At 63.7% G+C, this 16662-nt stretch carries 16 protein-coding genes and 1 tRNA gene; 3 read left to right on the forward strand and 14 right to left on the reverse strand.

The window, feature by feature from the left end:
- The 6 genes from WA965_RS06875 to WA965_RS06900 form a co-directional block, all read right to left on the reverse strand.
- On the reverse strand, positions 1-887 hold an 887-nt coding region (locus WA965_RS06875; protein WP_526447266.1), incomplete at its 3' end, for a serine/threonine-protein kinase.
- Entirely contained in the window at positions 884-2359 is a 1476-nt protein-coding gene (pbpA, locus tag WA965_RS06880) for a D,D-transpeptidase PbpA (RefSeq protein WP_526297875.1), read from the reverse strand. The genes pbpA and WA965_RS06875, both read right to left, overlap by 4 nt.
- On the reverse strand, positions 2356-3768 hold the full coding sequence (rodA, locus tag WA965_RS06885; RefSeq protein ID WP_526297877.1) for a peptidoglycan glycosyltransferase RodA: 1413 nt from the start codon (positions 3766-3768) through the stop codon (positions 2356-2358). The genes pbpA and rodA overlap by 4 nt, the downstream gene beginning before the upstream one ends.
- Positions 3765-5288, reverse strand: coding sequence for a PP2C family protein-serine/threonine phosphatase (locus tag WA965_RS06890; protein ID WP_526297879.1), 1524 nt, complete (start codon positions 5286-5288; stop codon positions 3765-3767). The genes rodA and WA965_RS06890 overlap by 4 nt, the downstream gene beginning before the upstream one ends.
- Complete coding sequence (locus WA965_RS06895; protein ID WP_526297881.1) at positions 5285-5752, reverse strand: FHA domain-containing protein FhaB/FipA; 468 nt, start codon at positions 5750-5752, stop codon at positions 5285-5287. The genes WA965_RS06890 and WA965_RS06895 overlap by 4 nt, the downstream gene beginning before the upstream one ends.
- 130 nt (positions 5753-5882) lie before the next feature.
- Positions 5883-7283, reverse strand: coding sequence for an FhaA domain-containing protein (locus WA965_RS06900; protein WP_526297883.1), 1401 nt, complete (start codon positions 7281-7283; stop codon positions 5883-5885).
- A gap of 248 nt (positions 7284-7531) precedes the next feature.
- Here WA965_RS06900 and WA965_RS06905 point away from each other — a divergent pair.
- Positions 7532-7614: transfer RNA gene (locus tag WA965_RS06905), tRNA-Leu, on the forward strand.
- 113 nt (positions 7615-7727) lie between these two features.
- On the opposite strand, the gene WA965_RS06910 is transcribed toward WA965_RS06905, so the two are convergent.
- The gene (locus WA965_RS06910) at positions 7728-8285 is read right to left on the reverse strand and encodes a glycosyltransferase family 2 protein (RefSeq protein WP_526297885.1); all 558 of its coding nucleotides are present in this window, start codon (positions 8283-8285) and stop codon (positions 7728-7730) included.
- Positions 8286-8578: 293 nt separating this feature from the next.
- Positions 8579-9958 (reverse strand): HNH endonuclease signature motif containing protein, encoded by a 1380-nt coding sequence (locus WA965_RS06915; RefSeq protein WP_526297887.1) that lies wholly within the window; start codon positions 9956-9958, stop codon positions 8579-8581.
- On the opposite strand from WA965_RS06915, the gene WA965_RS06920 reads away from it, so the two are divergent.
- On the forward strand, positions 9942-11024 hold the full coding sequence (locus tag WA965_RS06920; protein ID WP_526297889.1) for a glycosyltransferase family 4 protein: 1083 nt from the start codon (positions 9942-9944) through the stop codon (positions 11022-11024). The genes WA965_RS06915 and WA965_RS06920 overlap by 17 nt on opposite strands.
- Positions 11025-11471: 447 nt before the next feature.
- Here the strand turns inward: WA965_RS06920 and WA965_RS06925 are convergent, their stop codons facing one another.
- A complete protein-coding gene (locus WA965_RS06925) occupies positions 11472-11900 on the reverse strand; it encodes a hypothetical protein (protein ID WP_526447268.1) in 429 nt (142 codons plus the stop codon).
- Here WA965_RS06925 and WA965_RS06930 point away from each other — a divergent pair.
- Positions 11899-12915, forward strand: a complete 1017-nt coding sequence (locus tag WA965_RS06930) for a nucleotide kinase domain-containing protein (RefSeq protein WP_526447269.1) — start codon at positions 11899-11901, stop codon at positions 12913-12915. The genes WA965_RS06925 and WA965_RS06930 overlap by 2 nt on opposite strands.
- A gap of 10 nt (positions 12916-12925) precedes the next feature.
- On the opposite strand, the gene WA965_RS06935 is transcribed toward WA965_RS06930, so the two are convergent.
- The 5 genes from WA965_RS06935 to WA965_RS06955 are packed head-to-tail and all read right to left on the reverse strand — an operon-like array spanning position 12926 to position 16575.
- Positions 12926-13585 carry a hypothetical protein gene (locus WA965_RS06935; protein WP_526297895.1) on the reverse strand — a complete coding sequence of 220 codons (660 nt, stop codon included), beginning with the start codon at positions 13583-13585 and terminating at the stop codon, positions 12926-12928.
- Positions 13582-14766 carry an ImmA/IrrE family metallo-endopeptidase gene (locus tag WA965_RS06940; RefSeq protein WP_526297897.1) on the reverse strand — a complete coding sequence of 395 codons (1185 nt, stop codon included), beginning with the start codon at positions 14764-14766 and terminating at the stop codon, positions 13582-13584. Before WA965_RS06940 ends, WA965_RS06935 begins: the two co-directional genes overlap by 4 nt.
- 7 nt (positions 14767-14773) lie before the next feature.
- On the reverse strand, positions 14774-15235 hold the full coding sequence (locus WA965_RS06945; protein WP_526297899.1) for a helix-turn-helix domain-containing protein: 462 nt from the start codon (positions 15233-15235) through the stop codon (positions 14774-14776).
- A gap of 6 nt (positions 15236-15241) precedes the next feature.
- Positions 15242-15832: a holo-ACP synthase gene (locus WA965_RS06950; protein WP_526297901.1), complete on the reverse strand. Its 591-nt coding sequence runs from the start codon at positions 15830-15832 to the stop codon at positions 15242-15244.
- Positions 15763-16575, reverse strand: a complete 813-nt coding sequence (locus tag WA965_RS06955) for a hypothetical protein (RefSeq protein ID WP_526297903.1) — start codon at positions 16573-16575, stop codon at positions 15763-15765. The genes WA965_RS06950 and WA965_RS06955 overlap by 70 nt, the downstream gene beginning before the upstream one ends.
- Positions 16576-16662: the final 87 nt, after the last annotated feature.

Raw genomic sequence — 16662 nt, forward strand, 5'->3', positions numbered from 1 at the left:
GCGGTGGGGGCGGCACGTCCGAGCGACGGAGCGGCGTTCGGTCTGGGGGGGCGCCGGCCGGAGCGGACGGCGGCGACGGCGTCGGCGAACGGCCCACCGGACTTGTAGCGCATCCCGGGGTTCTTGACCAGCGTGATCTCGATCAGCTCGCGGACGTTCGGCGGCAGGTCGGCGGGCAGCGGGGGAGGGTTCTCCTTGATGTGCTTCATCGCGACGGTCAGCGCGCCGTCACCGGTGAACGGCCGCTTACCCGAAACGGATTCGTAGCCGACGACACCCAGTGCGTACACATCGCTGGCCGCGGTCGCGTCGTGGCCGAGCGCCTGTTCGGGCGCGATGTACTGGGCGGTGCCCATCACCATGCCGGTCTGGGTTACGGGCGCGGCGTCGACGGCCTTGGCGATGCCGAAGTCGGTGAGCTTCACCTGACCGGTGGGGGTGATCAGGATGTTTCCCGGTTTCACGTCGCGGTGCACCAGCCCCGCGGTGTGGGCGACCTGCAGCGCGCGGCCGGTCTGCTCGAGCATGTCCAGCGCATGCCGCAACGACAGTCTTCCGGTCCGCTTGATCACCGAGTTCAACGGCTCACCGTTGACCAGTTCCATCACCAGGTAAGCGGTGCGGCCTTCGCCGTCGATGTCGGTCTCGCCGTAGTCGTACACGCCGGCGATTCCCGGATGGTTGAGCATCGCGACGGTGCGCGCCTCGGCCCGGAACCGCTCGACGAACTCCGCGTCGGTCGAGTACTCGGCCTTGAGGACCTTGACAGCGACACGACGGCCGAGCCGGGAATCGATGCCCTCCCAGACCTGGCCCATGCCGCCGGTGGCGATCAGCCGTTGCAGCCGGTAGCGGCCGGACAGGGTGACACCGACGCGGGCGCTCACGAGGCCCCCCGCAGCGCCGCGGCGATGGTCGCTCGTCCGATGGGCGCGGCTACCGCACCGCCGGTCGCCGACAGGCGCTCGCCACCGTTCTCGACCAGCACCGCCACTGCGACCTTGGGATCCTGTGCGGGCGCAAAAGCGATGTACCAGGCATGCGGCGGCGTGTTGCGGGGATCCGTACCGTGCTCCGCAGTGCCGGTCTTGGATGCGATCTGCACGCCGGCGATGGCTCCCTTCTGCTGAGTCACCTGCTCGGCGGCGACCATCAAGTCCGTAAGTGTATCTGCGACCTGCTGCGGGACCGCCCGCCGCTCCTGGGTGGGCACCGTTGTGTCGATGTTGGAAAGGTCGGGTCCCCTGAGGCTGTCGACCAGATAGGGCTGCATCGTGATCCCCTTGTTCGCTACGGTCGCGGCGATCATCGCGTTCTGCAGCGGCGTCAACGCGACGTCCTTCTGCCCGATGCTCGACATCCCCAGTGCTGCGGCGTCGGCGATCGGGCCGACGGTCGATTCGGCGACCTGCAGCGGAATGGGCGGGGGCGCCACGTTGACCCCGAATGAGCTTGCCGTCGAACGCAGCGCGTCGGCGCCGGTGTTGATGCCCAGTTCGACGAACGCGGTGTTGCAGGAGTTCGCGAACGCGTATCGCAACGTGGCGGTCGGACCGCCACCACAGGGCGTACCGCCGAAATTCTCCAACGTCGCGGTGCTGTTCGGCAACGGAATGTCTGCTGCCGCAGTGAGTTCGGTGTCGGGGGTGGCTCCGGCCTGAAGTGCCGCCGCAGTGGTCAGCACCTTGAACGTCGACCCGGGTGGGTACGTCTCGGAGATCGCACGGTTCAACAGAGGTGAGTCCGGGTCGTCCCGAAGCTGTTGCCAGGCCGCGGTCTGCTGCTCGAGGTCGTGGGTGGCCAACAGGTTCGGATCGTAGGAGGGCGCCGAGACCATCGCCAGGATCTTGCCGGTCGACGGTTCCAGCGCGACGACAGCACCCTTGCACGGGCCGTCGCAGCCCTCCTGCATCGCATCCCAGGCGGCCTGCTGCACCTGCGGGTTGATCGTGGTGGCGACGGTGCCGCCGCGAGGGTCCCGGCCGGTGAAGAAGTCGGCCAGGCGGCGTCCGAACAGCCGCTGGTCGGATCCGTTGAGGATGGTGTCCTCGGCGCGCTCCAGCCCACTGCTCGAGTAGCTCAGCGAGTAGAACCCGGTGACGGGCGCATAAGTCAGGGGGTTGGGGTACACGCGGAGGAAGCGGAAGCGTCCCTCGGTCGACACGGAGTAGGCCAGCAGTTCTCCGCCCGCGGAGATCTGGCCGCGCTGGCGGGAGTACTCGTCGAGCAGGACCCGCTGGTTGCGCGGATCCGACCGCAGGCCGTCGGCGGTGAACACCTGGGTCAGGGTGGCGTTGGCAAGTAACACCACGATCAGGGCCATGATCATGACGGAAATGCGGCGCAGCGAGGTGTTCATACCTTCCCGATCACCTCGGTGCTCGCCGCAGCGATGGGTGCGGCCGGCAGGGGCCCGGTGCCGATCGGCCGCCGCGCGGCGTGCGAGATTCGGACCAGCAGCGCCAACAGCAGGTAGTTGGCGACCAGCGAGGAGCCGCCGTAGGACATCCACGGCGTGGTGAGGCCGGTGAGGGGGATCAGCTTGGTGACCCCGCCCACCACGATGAACAGCTGGATCGCCAACGTGGTGGCCAAGCCCGCGGCGAGCAGCTTGCCGAAACTGTCGCGCACGGCGATGGCGGTCCGAAGCCCGCGGATGATGACGATGGTGTAGAGCATCAGCACGGCGGCCAGACCGACGAGCCCGAGTTCCTCACCGACCGCGGCGATGATGAAGTCGGTGGATGCGGCGGGCACGGTGCCGGGTTGGCCGTTGCCCAACCCGGTGCCGAAGATGCCGCCGGTGGCGAAGCTGAACAGCGATTGCACCATCTGGTATCCGGCGCCGTCGGGGTCGGCGAACGGGTCCCGCCAGGTCTGCACCCGGACCTTGACGTGGTCAAAAAGGTAATACGCCGCAATGCTTCCCGCGGCGAACAGTGCCAGCCCGATGACCACCCAGCTGAACCGCTCGGTGGCGATGTAGACCATCACCAGGAACGACGCGTACAACAGCAACGAGGTGCCGAGGTCCTTCTCGAAGATCATCACACCGACCGAGGCGATCCACGCCGCAAGCAGTGGCGCGAGGTCGCGCGGCCGAGGCAGATCCATGCCGAGCACATGCTTGCCGGCGCTGGTGAACAGATTGCGCTTGGACACCAGCACGGCGGCGAAGAAGATCAGCAGGAGGATCTTGGAGAACTCCGCGGGCTGAATCGAGAAGCCCGGCAACCGGATCCAGATCTTTGCGCCGTTCTGCTCGGACATCGAGCGCGGCAGGATTGCGGGGATCACCAGCAGAACCAGTCCGGTCAGGCCGCACACGTACCCGTACCGGGAGAGCATGCGGTGGTCGCGCAGGAAGATCACCACCGCGGAGAATCCGAGGACTCCGACCAGGGTCCACAGCATCTGCTGGTTCGCCGTACCACCGAGGCCCTGCGAGGTGGTCTCGCCCTCGGCGATGTCGAGACGGTGAATCATCACCAGCCCCAAGCCGTTCAGCAGCGCGACCACGGGGAGCAGGAGCGGATCCGCGTAGGGGGCGAACCGTCGGACGGCGATGTGTGCGCCTGCGAACAGCGCCAGGTAGGCGACGGTGTACTGAGCCAGATCCCAGCGCAGGCCCTGTTCCTGATTGGCTTCGACGAGCAGCAGCGCCACCGTGGTGATCAACGCCGCGAAGCCCAGCAGGAACAGCTCGGCGTTGCGGCGGTTCGGCAGGTCGGGCGTCACTGCGACGGGAGCTTGCGGCTGTGTCGTCACGACACTTCCCGGCAGTTCGTTCCCGGCTCAGGTGGTGGCGGCGGCAGCGCGGTCACGGTCGGTGACGGCGTCGGGGACGGTCGGGGGGTCGGAGGCGCGGGGGAGTCGGTGATAGTGCGCGGAGTCTCGGGCGCGGGGGTGGCACGTGGATCACCGCTGGGCGCAGTGGTTCCCGGTGCGGCCGCGGACGTCGTCGGAGTGCTGGGACGGGGCGACGGGGGCGGGGTCGTGGGGCGCGTCGTCGTCGGGGTGCGGGGGGCGCAGACCGGCAGCACCGACCCGCGGAGTTGCTCGATCTGCCTGATCGCATCGTCGAGAGAACCCGACGGCAGGCCGGCGATGACCTGAGCGCGTTCGGAGGGGCGCATGTCGTCGACGCCGAGAAGCCGGCAGTCCAGGTTGTCCTGCGTCTGGCCTGCGCTGATGAGGGAGAGTTCGTTGCGGGCGTTCAGACAACCCAGAAGGTAGGGCTCTTGCAGCGAGACCCCGAGGAAGGAGCCCTGGACGCCCCGCATGATCGAGACGGTGCCGTCGTGGTCGCTGACGTAGTAGTTGTTGCGGACGATTTCGCGGCCGACGGCCAGACCTGCCAGCAGCACAAGGACCGTGACTGCCGCGGCGATGAAAATACGCCGCCGCGAACGTGGTCGCGGCGGGGGTTCTTCAGGTTGCGGCACAACACGTTTGGCGACGTTTCGTTTCGGGTTGAACGCCGACGCCCGACCGGCGGCGGTGTTCGGTGGGGCTGCGTCGTCGGCCTGGCCGGAGACCGCCCCAGCGAGGATCGGTTGGGTCTGGCCGTAGTCGTAGTCGACGACGTCGGCCACCACGAGGGTGACGTTGTCGGGTCCGCCGCCGCGCAGCGCCAGTTCGATCAACCTGTCGGCACTTTCGGCGACGTCGGGGATCTGCAGCGCTTCCAGGATGGTGTCGTGACTGACCGGGTCGGTCAGGCCGTCCGAGCACAGCAGGTACCGGTCGCCGGCGCGGGCCTCCCGCATGATGAGCGCCGGTTCCACCTCGTGACCGGTGAGCGCCTTCATGATCAGCGAGCGCTGGGGATGGCTGTGCGCCTCCTCCGCGGTGATGCGCCCCTCGTCGACCAGGGTCTGGACGAATGTGTCGTCCTTGGTGATCTGGTTGAGCTCGCCGTCGCGCAGCAGATAGCCGCGCGAGTCGCCGATGTGCACGAGGCCAAGCCGATTGCCCGCGAACAGGATTGCCGTCAGCGTGGTGCCCATGCCGTCGAGCTCGGGGTCGGCCTCCACGTGCTCGGCGATCGCCGAGTTGCCCTCACGTACCGCCGCATCGAGCTTGCTGAGCAGGTCACCGCCGGGCTCGTCGTCATCGAGGTGGGCGAGGGCGGCGATCACCAACTGGGAGGCGACCTCCCCGGCGGCGTGGCCGCCCATGCCGTCGGCCAGCGCGAGCAGGCGCGCGCCGGCGTAGACCGAATCTTCGTTGTTGGCGCGCACCAGGCCGCGGTCGCTGCGCGCGGCGTATCGAAGGACGAGGGTCATGGGCGTAGCTCGATAACCGTCTTGCCGACCCGCACCGGTGTGCCCATCGGAACTCGTACTGCCGTCGTCACCTTCGCCCTGTCAAGGTATGTACCGTTGGTCGATCCTAGGTCCTCTACGTACCACTCCTGACCCCTCGGGGAGAGCCGGGCGTGGCGGGTCGAGGCGTAGTCGTCGGTCAGCACCAGCGTGGAGTCGTCGGCGCGACCGATCAATATCGGCTGAGACCCCAGCGGGATGCGGGTTCCCTTCAGCGCACCGTCGGTGACCACCAGTTGGCGGGGGATGTGGCGGCGGCCCCGGTTGGGCAGCAGCGAACCCCGCAGCGCCAAGCCGCGGCGCACCATCACCGCGCCGGTGGGCGCGTAGATATCGGTACGCAGGATGCGCAGTACCGACCAGATGAACAGCCACAGCAGCAGCAGGAAGCCGACACGGGTCAGCTGCAGTACTAGGCCCTGCATCTGACGTCCTCTCCGTCCCCGTCATACGCCTCGCGCAAGAGCTCGTAGGCGTCCTTTCGGCACCGCCACCATACGTGCGTGACGGTCGACGTGAGGCTCAAGCAGACCGGTTTACCCGGGCGGTCGACCCTCAGTGAACGCGGACGATGATCTCAGAGTGGCCGAGCCGGATGACGTCGCCATCGGCCAGCTGCCACTCCTGCACCGGCGCATTGTTCACCGTCGTGCCATTGGTGGAGTTGAGGTCTGACAATAGCGCGACCTGGCCGTCCCAGCGGACCTCCAGATGCCTGCGGGACACACCCGTGTCGGGCAGCCGGAACTGGGCGTCCTGGCCGCGGCCGATCACGTTGGCGCCTTCGCGCAGTTGGTAGGTGCGGCCACTGCCGTCGTCGAGCTGCAGAGTGACGGCGGTGCCGGCCGATGGGTAGTCACCCTGTCCGGGGCCATATCCCTGGCCTCCGTAGCCGGCCGGGGCCCCGTAGCCCTGGTCGCCGTACCCTGCAGGCTCGCCGTAACCCTGGTCGGCATATCCGGCACCGGCCGGGGCCTCGCCGTAGCGGCCGTAGTCGGGCTGGGCGTAGTCCTGCCGGCCGTAGGCCTGGCCGCCCTGCGAACCGTAGCCACCGCCCTGGTCGGGGTAGCCGCCCTGCTCGGGGTAACCACCCTGGTCCGGATAGGACGGACGACCCTGGGGCGGGTAGCCGCCCTCCTCGGGCCGGCCCGGGGGGCGGCCGTAGTCGTAGTCGTTCGGAGGGGCGCCGTAGCCGGGCTGCCCGCCCGGAGGCGGGCCGTAGCCTGCAGGGGCCTGGCGATAGCCCTGATCGGGGTAACCGCCCTGCGGAGGGCCGTATCCGGCCGGGGGGCGCTGCTCGTAGGACTGCGGCGGGTAGCCGCCCTGATCGGGGTAGCCGCCCTGGTCCGGGTAGCCACCGCGGGGCGGGTAGTTCGGATCACCCTGCGGGGGATATCCGCCCTGGTCGGCCGGCGGCGGATACGGACGCTGGTCATCGGGGCGGGGGTAGCGCTCGTCGTAGTACTCGTCTGAGGGCCGACCCTGTCCCTGGCCGCGGTAACTCGGATTGTCGGTCATCGGTGGAACTCCTGGTTCTGCGTTGGACGAAAGTTCTCGAGGTGGGGCGGGTTCGCCTGTGGTCGAGTCAGGGTTGACCGCACCACGCGCGCGAAACTGTCCGGTGTGCAGGTTGGACGACTGCTCGAATCTGACAACCACATCACCATACGTTTGCCATCCCTGCTCATGGATGTATCCCTCCAAGTGCTTGGCAAACGTGGTTGAGGTGATGTCCGGGTCGGCACTCACCTTGTGGTAATCGGGCACACTGAGGGTAATGACGTAGTCGTTCGGGGCCAAAATTCGGCCACCGTGGAGTTCGTGTGCACCGGCGTCCGCCTCCCGGCGGAGCAGCGCCTCTACCTCCTGCGGGACGATCGATCCGCCGAAAACCCTGGCGAACGCGTCGCCGACGGTGGCCTCGAGTTTGCGTTCGAAGCGGTCGACCAAACCCATGTCTTCGACCGCCTTCCTCTGTGTAGTCGGTAATTCTGGCGGCGTGGTTACACCGCCAGCGTGTCGGCTGGCCGTCATGCTTGCATGCATGGTATCGGCCATGTCCGCCACTACGGGACCAACAGAACTCTGAGAATCGCATCGCCGCTGGTCAAGGACGTGCGCTCGCGGCATTTGTCGGTCCAAGGAGCCCTGCCAGTACGTTTGGAACGAGGGGTTGCCTGCGTGATAGGCTCCCTCGGTCATTCGGGCGAGTGGCGGAATGGCAGACGCGCTGGCTTCAGGTGCCAGTGTCCTTCGGGACGTGGGGGTTCAAGTCCCCCTTCGCCCACAGCGAGCGGTTCTACGTAATCGCAGCACAAAGGTCACGAACCAGTTGGTTCGTGACCTTTGTGTTTGGTAAGAAGTCGAGGAACGCAGCGCGCACGAAGACCCTTGGGGGACTCAGTCACCGCGTATCCCCGCCGACCAGCTCGGTCGCAGTGCCTCAAGCGAATTGTCTCCAGGGGACAGGTACCAGCCGCTTCTCTGAACAGGCTCACTTGGTGTGCGTAACGCGGCCTCATCGAGGCCTAGCAAGATCCGCCAGCCAGGACCGTGTTTGGCAGCCATGCCGGTTTCCACCTCTGCAACGGCGTCCTGTTCACTCTGCCCAGAATCTTCCATCGACGCACGGCGGGCGTGGCTCACGAAACACGACTCCGTCACTATTACGCGGTATCCCCGCCTCCTTGCACGGATCGAATAGTCAAGATCAGCCCCGTAGCCGTGCCAGTTGAAATTCGTGTTATCGAGTGGGCCGATATCAGCTGCGGCGGTGACATTAAAGGCGATGGCAGTTCCATCGCAGAACGGAACTTTTCGCACAGCTTGGACGGGACGATAATCACGGGCACAAGCCGGCGTCGCGGTGGCGTGCTGGTGCGGCCAGAAGTCGTCATAGCACGGCGCAGCAACAGCGACGCCTTCGTTGATGACGGCAGCAAGGGAGATTTCATGCACGAACCGGAGAGAAAGGCGAATGTCCGAATTAAGAACGACTACGACGTCAAATCCTTTAGCGATTGCGTTCCCGATTGCCCAATTGACCGATCCGATCCAACGAAGGTTCGTTGGACTCTTAAGAACGGTGAAGTTCGGTCCACTCTCGAACGTTAGGTCACCGCGGTTGTCGAGGACTGTGACTTGAGCTGTGTGCGACTTTTCGGCGGCTAGGTCGGAGAGTAAGGCCCCAACCATGTCGTGTCGACCGTAGGCGGGTATTACCACACTAACTTTGTAGAGATCTGCGTGCCTCACCGTTGTGCCGCGCTGAAAATGGTTGCCAGGACGTCTCTTTGAACTTTAAGTCGGCTTAGGTCGCTCAGGAGAAGTCTGATTTCACTGCGTAGCCGATTTCGAGCCCAGTACCGGACATCCCAGTAGAGAAGATCCATGTCTATCGGCTGCACTAGCCGAAATTGGAGCAGCCACCACCTCCGTCGCAGACCTACGCTCTGGGCGAGGTCACCCCCAGCTCCGTAAGTGGACACTTGCATCATCCGATCTACGATTTCCCAAGCTGCCTCGATAACCGAGTAGGGTGTCTCGTTTCCAGATCTCACGATCGCGTCAACCCAGTCGCCGCCTACTTGAAAGGCGAGCGATTCTTCCTGCTGGGCAATGGATTCCATCGTAGGCGTGTCGATCCGGACGGGGTCCTGCTGCAGTACCATTTGGTTTGAAACGGAACGCCATGCTAACAATGGGTCGCCTATCAACGGATCGGCGCCAACTCTGCTGTAGACGTTGGCTGCGAATTCACGAAAGCGTACCGATCGTGCGGTATCACCGCCGACTTCGTAGAGTGTTGCCAGCAGGATTGCGTTGGTAGCAACCCACTCAAGCCTGAATCGTTCGGCGTGAGGCGGCTCGTTCACTAGGCGCCCACGGCGGTAGTATCGCAAAGACTGCTGCCAGCTGACGTGAAGGTCACGCGCCGTACCGCGTTTCCACCGAGCCATCGTTGGAAGCCAGTGCGCTGCGAAGTCGGCGAGCCAACGATCCCCTGGTTGAGCACGGTCGCTTCCTATCCAACTACTGAGATGGGTTGGAGCACGTAGCGATTGGCCGTAGCGGCCTTCCTGCTGCTCGGCAATCAACCAAACGATCGTTTCGACTAACGCGATGTCCGAGGCGACATCGCTGGGGGCGAAGCTGACTAATGACGTGCTCGGAGCTGAAAGCGGCCGGAATAGAACTGCACAGGTTGCCCGGCCCGTTGGGGAGACGCCCACGACCTCTGACCTCACAAACTTGAAGTGGTGATGCCAGACTTCTTCACGTGGATCGAACCACGCCACCTCTGCGCCGCGATAAGGATCCCTAATTGGCGTCCACGTGTCACTCTTCGCCGTGTTACAACGACTGCACACCGGCACGAGGTTGCGATGTTCATTCGAACCACCTTTAGCCTTTGGTCGAACGTGGTCATAGTGGTGGCCCGGATGAAGTCGCGACTTGCAGTATGCGCATAGGTTGTTGAAATACTTGACGTCCGCGGCTCGATTCGACGCTGACACGTACACCATCGGAAGATTATTGCTGGTTTGACGCGGAGTTACGCAGATTGCGCTACCCGCGTGAATAAACGCAGCACAGGGGGGACAGGTCACGGGCGTGGCGCGGATCATCATCGTGATTCCAGACGGCAGGCTCAACGGCGTTTACGTGCAGGCATCCGTCATGCGGGACTGGGCCGTTCGATCAGGTGCTGTAGAGCACGCCTCAATTGTCTGCCTGGGCAGTCGGCCGAGTATCCAGAATGGGAGCATCCCAGGTGTGGACCTCGTAGAGGCGACAGCCGTGGCGATGAAAACCTACCTGACGGAAAACAGCCCGAGCTTCGTGCTGCTTGAGTCGTTGTTCTCGCTGACGCTGAACTCAGTCCCAGGTTGGACAGCCGTATTGACTGAACTCGGGTTGCCGTATGTCGTCCGCATCCACGAGATGATTCCCATGGAAGGTGCAGAGAGGATGTGGACCAGGGCGGCCCCTCCGCCAGCAACTTTCTTCCCGAACCCCGCGCAGCGAGTGGCCGTTGTGGTGCCCACACAAACGGCGCTAAAGCACTACGACTTGCTAATACACAAACATAGAAATGTCGCCGTCATCCCTATCGGCATTGACGTGGACCGAGTCCCGGAGCCCTTGCCACCGACGACTGCAGACATACTCCAGATCGGTACTTTGTATCCAAGGAAGGGGCCGCTGCACACTATTAACGCTTTTGCGAAGATCAGCTCGCGATATCCCCAATCGTCCTTGTGCTTCGTCGGCCCTCTCACAGCGCACGTCGAGGTCGCCGTATCGGCATGCAAGCTCCACGGTATCTATAACCGAGTCCAGTTCGTCGGATCGCAGGAGGATGCTTTTGGCTACTATCAGTCCGCGGCGCTGTCGACGCTGCATTCCGAATCCGAGTCAACACCCACAGTGGCTATCGAATCTATGCTTTCGGGACGGCCATTCACGGGCTCGGCGGTGGGCGGGACCACGGAGTTGCTGGCGGGAACGAGCTGCGAGCGGTATCTCTTCGAGTACGGCGACACCAACGGCCATGCGCGCGCCATGGAGACGATTTTGAGCGATCCCTATCGGGCCTATATGCAAACGCTCGCAGACAGATCGGTTCTCGCAGGGAGACACGACATCGCAGTTGTGGGCCCACGAATGATCGCGCTTGGTCAAAGTCTCGTCTGACAGGTGCGTCGCGTCGAAGGGGCTTCGTCAGCCTATCTGCACCCTCTTCGACACCCAGTACTCAAAGAAGGCGTGGGCGGAGGCGGTTTGGTGGGGACCTCCGTCGTTACAACCGCTTTCGATCGTCGCAAGGAAGTAGCCAACGGGGCGAGACAAGACAACCCTCCCGGGGTCGAGTACTCGGCGCTGTTCGGCCCTTGTCGGAGCCGGGCTATATGCAGTTCCGGTCAGTCCAGTACGACGAATTGTGGGCCGCACCCTCCGCTCGTTACATTCTCACAGGTCATCGACCAGATTCAGCGTTACTTCAGCCCGAATGTCTCATGCCGCCGACACATGGCGGGCGCACGTTGCAGCCAACTCATGGTCGCGGTAGTTGTGTGCGTCGTTTGATGGCATGCCCATCGATATCGCGGTTAGGGGAGCGAGTCGTTCGGTCCGGCTGAATCACCGCTGAGCTGGAGTCATCGCCCGGCATAGTGCCTTGAGTTCGGTCCACGGGGTCTTCTTTGCGGCATGAAAGTACTTCGCTCCCCGTGAGCCAGGCATGCGGTGGACCTCTTCGAGCATGCCGGCAGCCAACAATCGCGCAATCACTGGCCGGACCAAACTATCGGGCAGCGTCGTCGCGACCGCGATCCTGCGGGTGGTGAAACCCTTGTCGCCACGTACCTCGGCGATCGCGCCCACCACCGCGACGAGGTGACGGTTATTGAACAATGCCGCCGACAATTCGGCACGTTCGTTATCGTCACCTAGCGTCACACGTATAGAGTTACACGTATAGCGAATAACTTCACACGGGCAGGCGCTTATGTCGATCGTTTCGAGACCCCGCCAAATGTCCTTCGATGGTGTCGGCGATGATGACGTCATGGCGCTACCTGTTCCGGATTCGCCCGGCCCCGTCGTGCGCATTGGTGGCCAGGTCTTCGAAACGACACCCGTGTTCGATACGTATTGGAAGTTTGCCGCGGAGCGTCAACAGGTTTACGAGGCTCGGCTGGCCGGATCTTCGGGCCCATGGACCATGGATCAGGTGCTGCGTAATCACCGATTCACCAACTGCTTTCGGGCTGCCGACCGCGTGAGCCAGTTCTTGATCCGCGACGTTGCCTATGCCGGGTCTCAACGGCCCGATGAACTGGTGTTCCGGGTGCTGCTGTTCAAGCTCTTCAACAAGATCGATACCTGGCAACTGTTGTCGCAGACAGTCGGTTTCCCCGCGCTCGACCGGTTCGACGTCGACAGCTACGCTGACATCCTTGATGAGGCCTTCGCCCAAGGCCAACGGCTGTACTCGGCCGCCTACGTCGTACCGCCGCCACATTTCGGCGCCGATCGCAAGCACCGAAACCACCTGCGCCTACTGCGCTACATGTTGGATGACGGGGTGACGGATCGGTTAAGCGATGCGGCAGACATGCGCGAGGCTTTCAACGTCCTCAAGAGCTATCCAGCTATGGGAGACTTCCTAGCATTCCAATTTCTTATCGACATCAACTACACCAACGCCCTAGATTTCGACGAGATGGACTTCGTGGTCGCAGGGCCAGGTGCGCGCGACGGCATCCGTAAATGCTTCGGCGCTATGAGCAAGGGTCGAGAACGCGAGATCATCGAATACATGGCCCTCTCGCAGCACGAGCACTTTCAACGGCTCGGACTGGGCTTCGGCGGTCTGTTCGGTCGTCCGTTGCAGTTGATCGATTGCCAAAATCTGTTCTGCGAGGTGGACAAGTACGCCCGGGTCATGCATCCCGATATCGCCGGGTACAGCGGGCGCACCCGCATCAAGCAGAAATTCCGGCCGGTCACGCGCGCGGTGTCGGCGTGGTTCCCTCCCAAGTGGCGTCTCACTGTTCCACGAAGCAACGCCGTGCCGGCCTGACGATTGGCCCCTACGGTGGCGTTAAGTGGGCGGAGATGAAGGTCATGTCATCGAACGCTCGCGGGCCGATGAGTCCATGGCCGCCCTTGCCCCAGCCGTGGCCCCATGAGTTCTGGACGCACATTAGCTGCTCGCCGGGCCGGATAATGCCGCGGTCGGGGCCCTTATAGACCGCCGCACCCACCAGGAGGACGGCATGCCCCCCAGCATGGGGGCCCGGCTCAGTCAAGACTTCCGACCGCAGACGCATGAACCCGGGGGTCGTCTCCAGCCCAAGGACCGGCAGGTGGCCATCGTGTAGCAGCCGAATCAGGGAGGCAGCCTGGGGATTAACGTCGATGACGAGATCGGCACGGTGGAAAGGTTCGTCCAGTGGAGCTGGAGGGATGGGACTGACCACCGACTCATCGACGGTAACGTCGTAAGGCCACGCGGACTCATTGGGCTGACCATCGACCGCTAGAACAGTGCGAGCCGAGGCGAGCGTACCGGCGCCTGAGGGCAGCTTGCGCGAAGCGTAATGGAGGTATTCAATGCTTTTCGCGTAACCCACAATGCGGTGGTGAACAGCGCTGATGGCGCAGGACAAACACGTGGGGCGTTGTCCTTGGTCAAGGATCGGACCAGCAGCCTGCCGCTGGTCAACGAGCCACTCCAGTACTGCCGTCATGCACTCAGCACGTGCTCGTCGACCCATGCCTCGGCGGTCGGGGCGAATAGTCCTTGACCCTCAAGGCGTTTGGGCCGCACACGCAAGTCGAGTTCATATCTTTCGAGTGCAGGGGCGTCGGCGTCCCAGGGTCGCGCGAGCTCAAGCACGACTCGGCTGTCACCCTCCTCCCGCGGGACGAAGGTCAGTGACCGCACACCGCTTTCCCCGAGAACAGGACCACCGCCCTGGGAAACGCTGTGATCCGGCGAAGCGTGCGGTGGCACGTGCGGAGTCAACGAGTCCCGTGCGCCAAGGTGCTGGTCGTGAACAATCTCTATGGCGTCGTCGCGTGCCCCGGCCCAGGACTGCGTGCCGGTCTCTGCCGGCTCCTCTAACTCAACGACATCTTCATCGGACCATGTCAATTGGCTGCCCGCGTTCCGATCGAACAGTCCGCCCCCGGCGGGTGCGCGCACCAGCCATGCCAGTCCGGTGCTGGTGTTCTCAGGGAGGTGAACATGGATCTCGTCGCCAACGCGGCACATGACGCTTAAGTCGTTGTTGTCCTCGGTCAGCATCCACACATCAGCGCGCGCATCGCTGATCCGCTGCTGCCCGCGGACGGCATCTTTGGCCGCCAGTGCGCCTTGCTTGAGAAATGCACGCGCCGCGTCGAGGGTCAGTTGGCGCCTACCATAGAGCGCCCATATGCCGGCCTCGTAGCTCACCCCCAGTTGGCGGCTGAACAGGTAAGCGTCGGCGGACGCTAGCGGGCGAGACTGCCTGGCGGCAGGTAGATCTCGCAGCACGCTGTTGATCAAAGGTAACGGCATCAGCAGCGATGATGCGAAGGATTGGGCTGCCTGTTCGAGGATATTGGAGGGGTCGAAACGACCGAGTGCGTGTGCGTCGTCCGCGGTCCCCTCATGCCCGAGAACGTGATGGCCAATCTCATGGGCGAGGGTGAACCGTTGCAGGCTCTCGGGAATCTGATTGTTGATGACGATTCCTGAGCGGTCATCGCCGCGCACGTAGAATCCCAGCAGATTGTCCAAGGGTTGCAGCATGAGTATCAATCCGAGTTCTCGGGCGATGCTGAGGACGTCGACCGGGCTGTCAAAGGGTGTGCCGAGACGTCGGTGCAGCCGTGTGGCCTCCATGGAAGCGGACGAACGAGCCTGCTCGGCGGCGTTGCTCATCGGGTCTTCACCGCCGAAACTGCTGATCGGGGTCGCTGACTTCGGTTGGGGCACTGGCGGGGGTCGTGGCGGCGTTGTTCAGGAATTCCACGAACCGCAGCACTTGGTCCTGGTCGTGTACAGACAGTTTCTTGGTCGCGCGGAAGAGTTTGGTCGTGCGTTCATCGATGGGCGTCTGGCTGCCGAGCAGGCGGTCTGGGGTCGTGCCATATAGCCTGGCCAGCCGCGCCAACTCGACGCTGCTGACCTTTCGTTTACCGGTCTCGAAGGCGCTCACGGCGGCTCGGGGCAACTCGAGTGCGCGGGCAACTTGATCTTGGCTCAGGCCGAGGTACTCGCGCTCGGACCGAAGTCGTTCAGCGAGCGCCTCTTCGAGCCGATTCTCCTCGACTGTGCTGCCTGCGTCCGGTGTTGGGCCGTCACCGTATGGGGGGTGCATTTCTATTCTCCTCTCGTCGGCAAGACACATCGGTAGTTACGGCAGGGCAAGGACCACTGCGACCGCCAAATTTCGCTCGTGTGCGGCCGAGACGCTCCAGCACCAGTGCTCAGCGCCGTGTGGCCATCGGCACCCGGCGGCTGGGGCCACAGTGATCGATCCGTCGCGCGCAGTTGCGACCTCTATGGCGCTGGGAGCCAAGCCATCTCGGAAGCCGGTGCCGATGGCCTTGCTCACAGCCTCTTTGACTGCCCATCGCGTGGCGAATTTGGCTACCTGATTTCTGCAGTCAGAAATCTCCGTTGCGGTGAATATTCTTAGTTTGAACTCGGCACCGACTGAGCTCGTCAGCTGCCGCGTTAATACGTCGATGTCGACCATGTCGACGCCGAGCTTGGGCGTCCTACTCATACCGGCGGAATGTTCACCGGACGCGATATCGCGGAGCATGCTTCCCAACAATGACTCCACGCTAGCGGCGTGATCGGACTGCCCTGCGTCCATCTTGGGCTTCGATGTGTGGGGGACGGGATCCCTTTCGTCGCTTGCGCTCATGCTCAGCCGTGGGCGACGGGATCGGGCAATTCGAGGTCGGACCACGACGAACCGAATCGGCGGGCCTGCCATTCGATCGGTACTGACTCGTCGGCGAGGTGTGCGCGGCAGGACTGGAGCAATTCGTCGCTCCGTGCGGTGGCAGACCCCTCGATCTCGGCGTGCGAGGCGACCACCATAAGCTCACCGACGCGCAGGGGCTTCTGCGCCTCCTGCACCAGGAAGTGTTGCAGCCGGACTAGACCCAGAAAATTGCCGTAAGCACGGGATACGAAGGTCTGATGCCGGTACAGCGCTGACATGGATAGCCGGTCGTCGGTGACATTGAGGCTGATGTGTGACAGGCACTGCCCACCGCGAGTGGCGTTGTCGTAGCCCGGGACGAACGTCGACGCAGAAGCCACCGGTGAGGACAGGTGCTGATCCAGGTCCTCGTCGGAAGCCTCGCACGTCAAAGAGATCTCATACCGGTCGCGATAGGTGGTGCCGGCGTTTAAGTAGTCGATGATGCGCTTGAGCTGGTTCAGTTCGCCTCTGTTGTATGTCGGGTACGCAACGAGGCGCCCGGCGTACGTGCCTGCGTTCGGGCCCCATGACGTGATGGAACCATCTCGACGAGACTGCCCTGTGCGGACCGCCTCGTAGAAGGAGTCCGGACGTCCTGCCCGGTAAAGAGAGACGGGAAATATCGTGTTAGCGACGGTGTGGACGCTCTTGTCAAACCCGCGACGACCAGCCGCCCGCAATTCGGCGACCTGGCGGTCGATCTGCTGCCGAACGCCAATCAGTTCGGACCCCGGATCGTCGATGGTCACCGTCAGGTTGACGATCTCGTGGCCTTTGGATGCCGCAAGTGCGTCGAATGCAGCGACCCACGCGCTGGAGATGTTGGGCCCACCCAC

Origin of the sequence: Mycobacterium sp. (assembly GCF_049683935.1) — a bacterium.
Taxonomy (GTDB): domain Bacteria; phylum Actinomycetota; class Actinomycetes; order Mycobacteriales; family Mycobacteriaceae; genus Mycobacterium.

Bases quoted from the DNA above. Each gene is read 5' to 3' on its own strand.
- WA965_RS06935 (WP_526297895.1), bottom strand. From the start codon at position 13,585: ATGACGGCAGTACTGGAGTGGCTCGTTGACCAGCGGCAGGCTGCTGGT.
- WA965_RS06900 (WP_526297883.1), bottom strand. From the start codon at position 7,283: ATGGGTTTGGTCGACCGCTTCGAACGCAAACTCGAGGCCACCGTCGGC.
- WA965_RS06945 (WP_526297899.1), bottom strand. From the start codon at position 15,235: ATGTGTCTTGCCGACGAGAGGAGAATAGAAATGCACCCCCCATACGGT.
- WA965_RS06925 (WP_526447268.1), bottom strand. From the start codon at position 11,900: ATGACGTCATCATCGCCGACACCATCGAAGGACATTTGGCGGGGTCTC.
- WA965_RS06950 (WP_526297901.1), bottom strand. From the start codon at position 15,832: ATGGCAGGCCCGCCGATTCGGTTCGTCGTGGTCCGACCTCGAATTGCC.
- WA965_RS06890 (WP_526297879.1), bottom strand. From the start codon at position 5,288: ATGACCCTCGTCCTTCGATACGCCGCGCGCAGCGACCGCGGCCTGGTG.
- WA965_RS06930 (WP_526447269.1), top strand. From the start codon at position 11,899: ATGGCGCTACCTGTTCCGGATTCGCCCGGCCCCGTCGTGCGCATTGGT.
- WA965_RS06940 (WP_526297897.1), bottom strand. From the start codon at position 14,766: ATGAGCAACGCCGCCGAGCAGGCTCGTTCGTCCGCTTCCATGGAGGCC.
- WA965_RS06915 (WP_526297887.1), bottom strand. From the start codon at position 9,958: ATGATGATCCGCGCCACGCCCGTGACCTGTCCCCCCTGTGCTGCGTTT.
- pbpA (WP_526297875.1), bottom strand. From the start codon at position 2,359: ATGAACACCTCGCTGCGCCGCATTTCCGTCATGATCATGGCCCTGATC.
- WA965_RS06895 (WP_526297881.1), bottom strand. From the start codon at position 5,752: ATGCAGGGCCTAGTACTGCAGCTGACCCGTGTCGGCTTCCTGCTGCTG.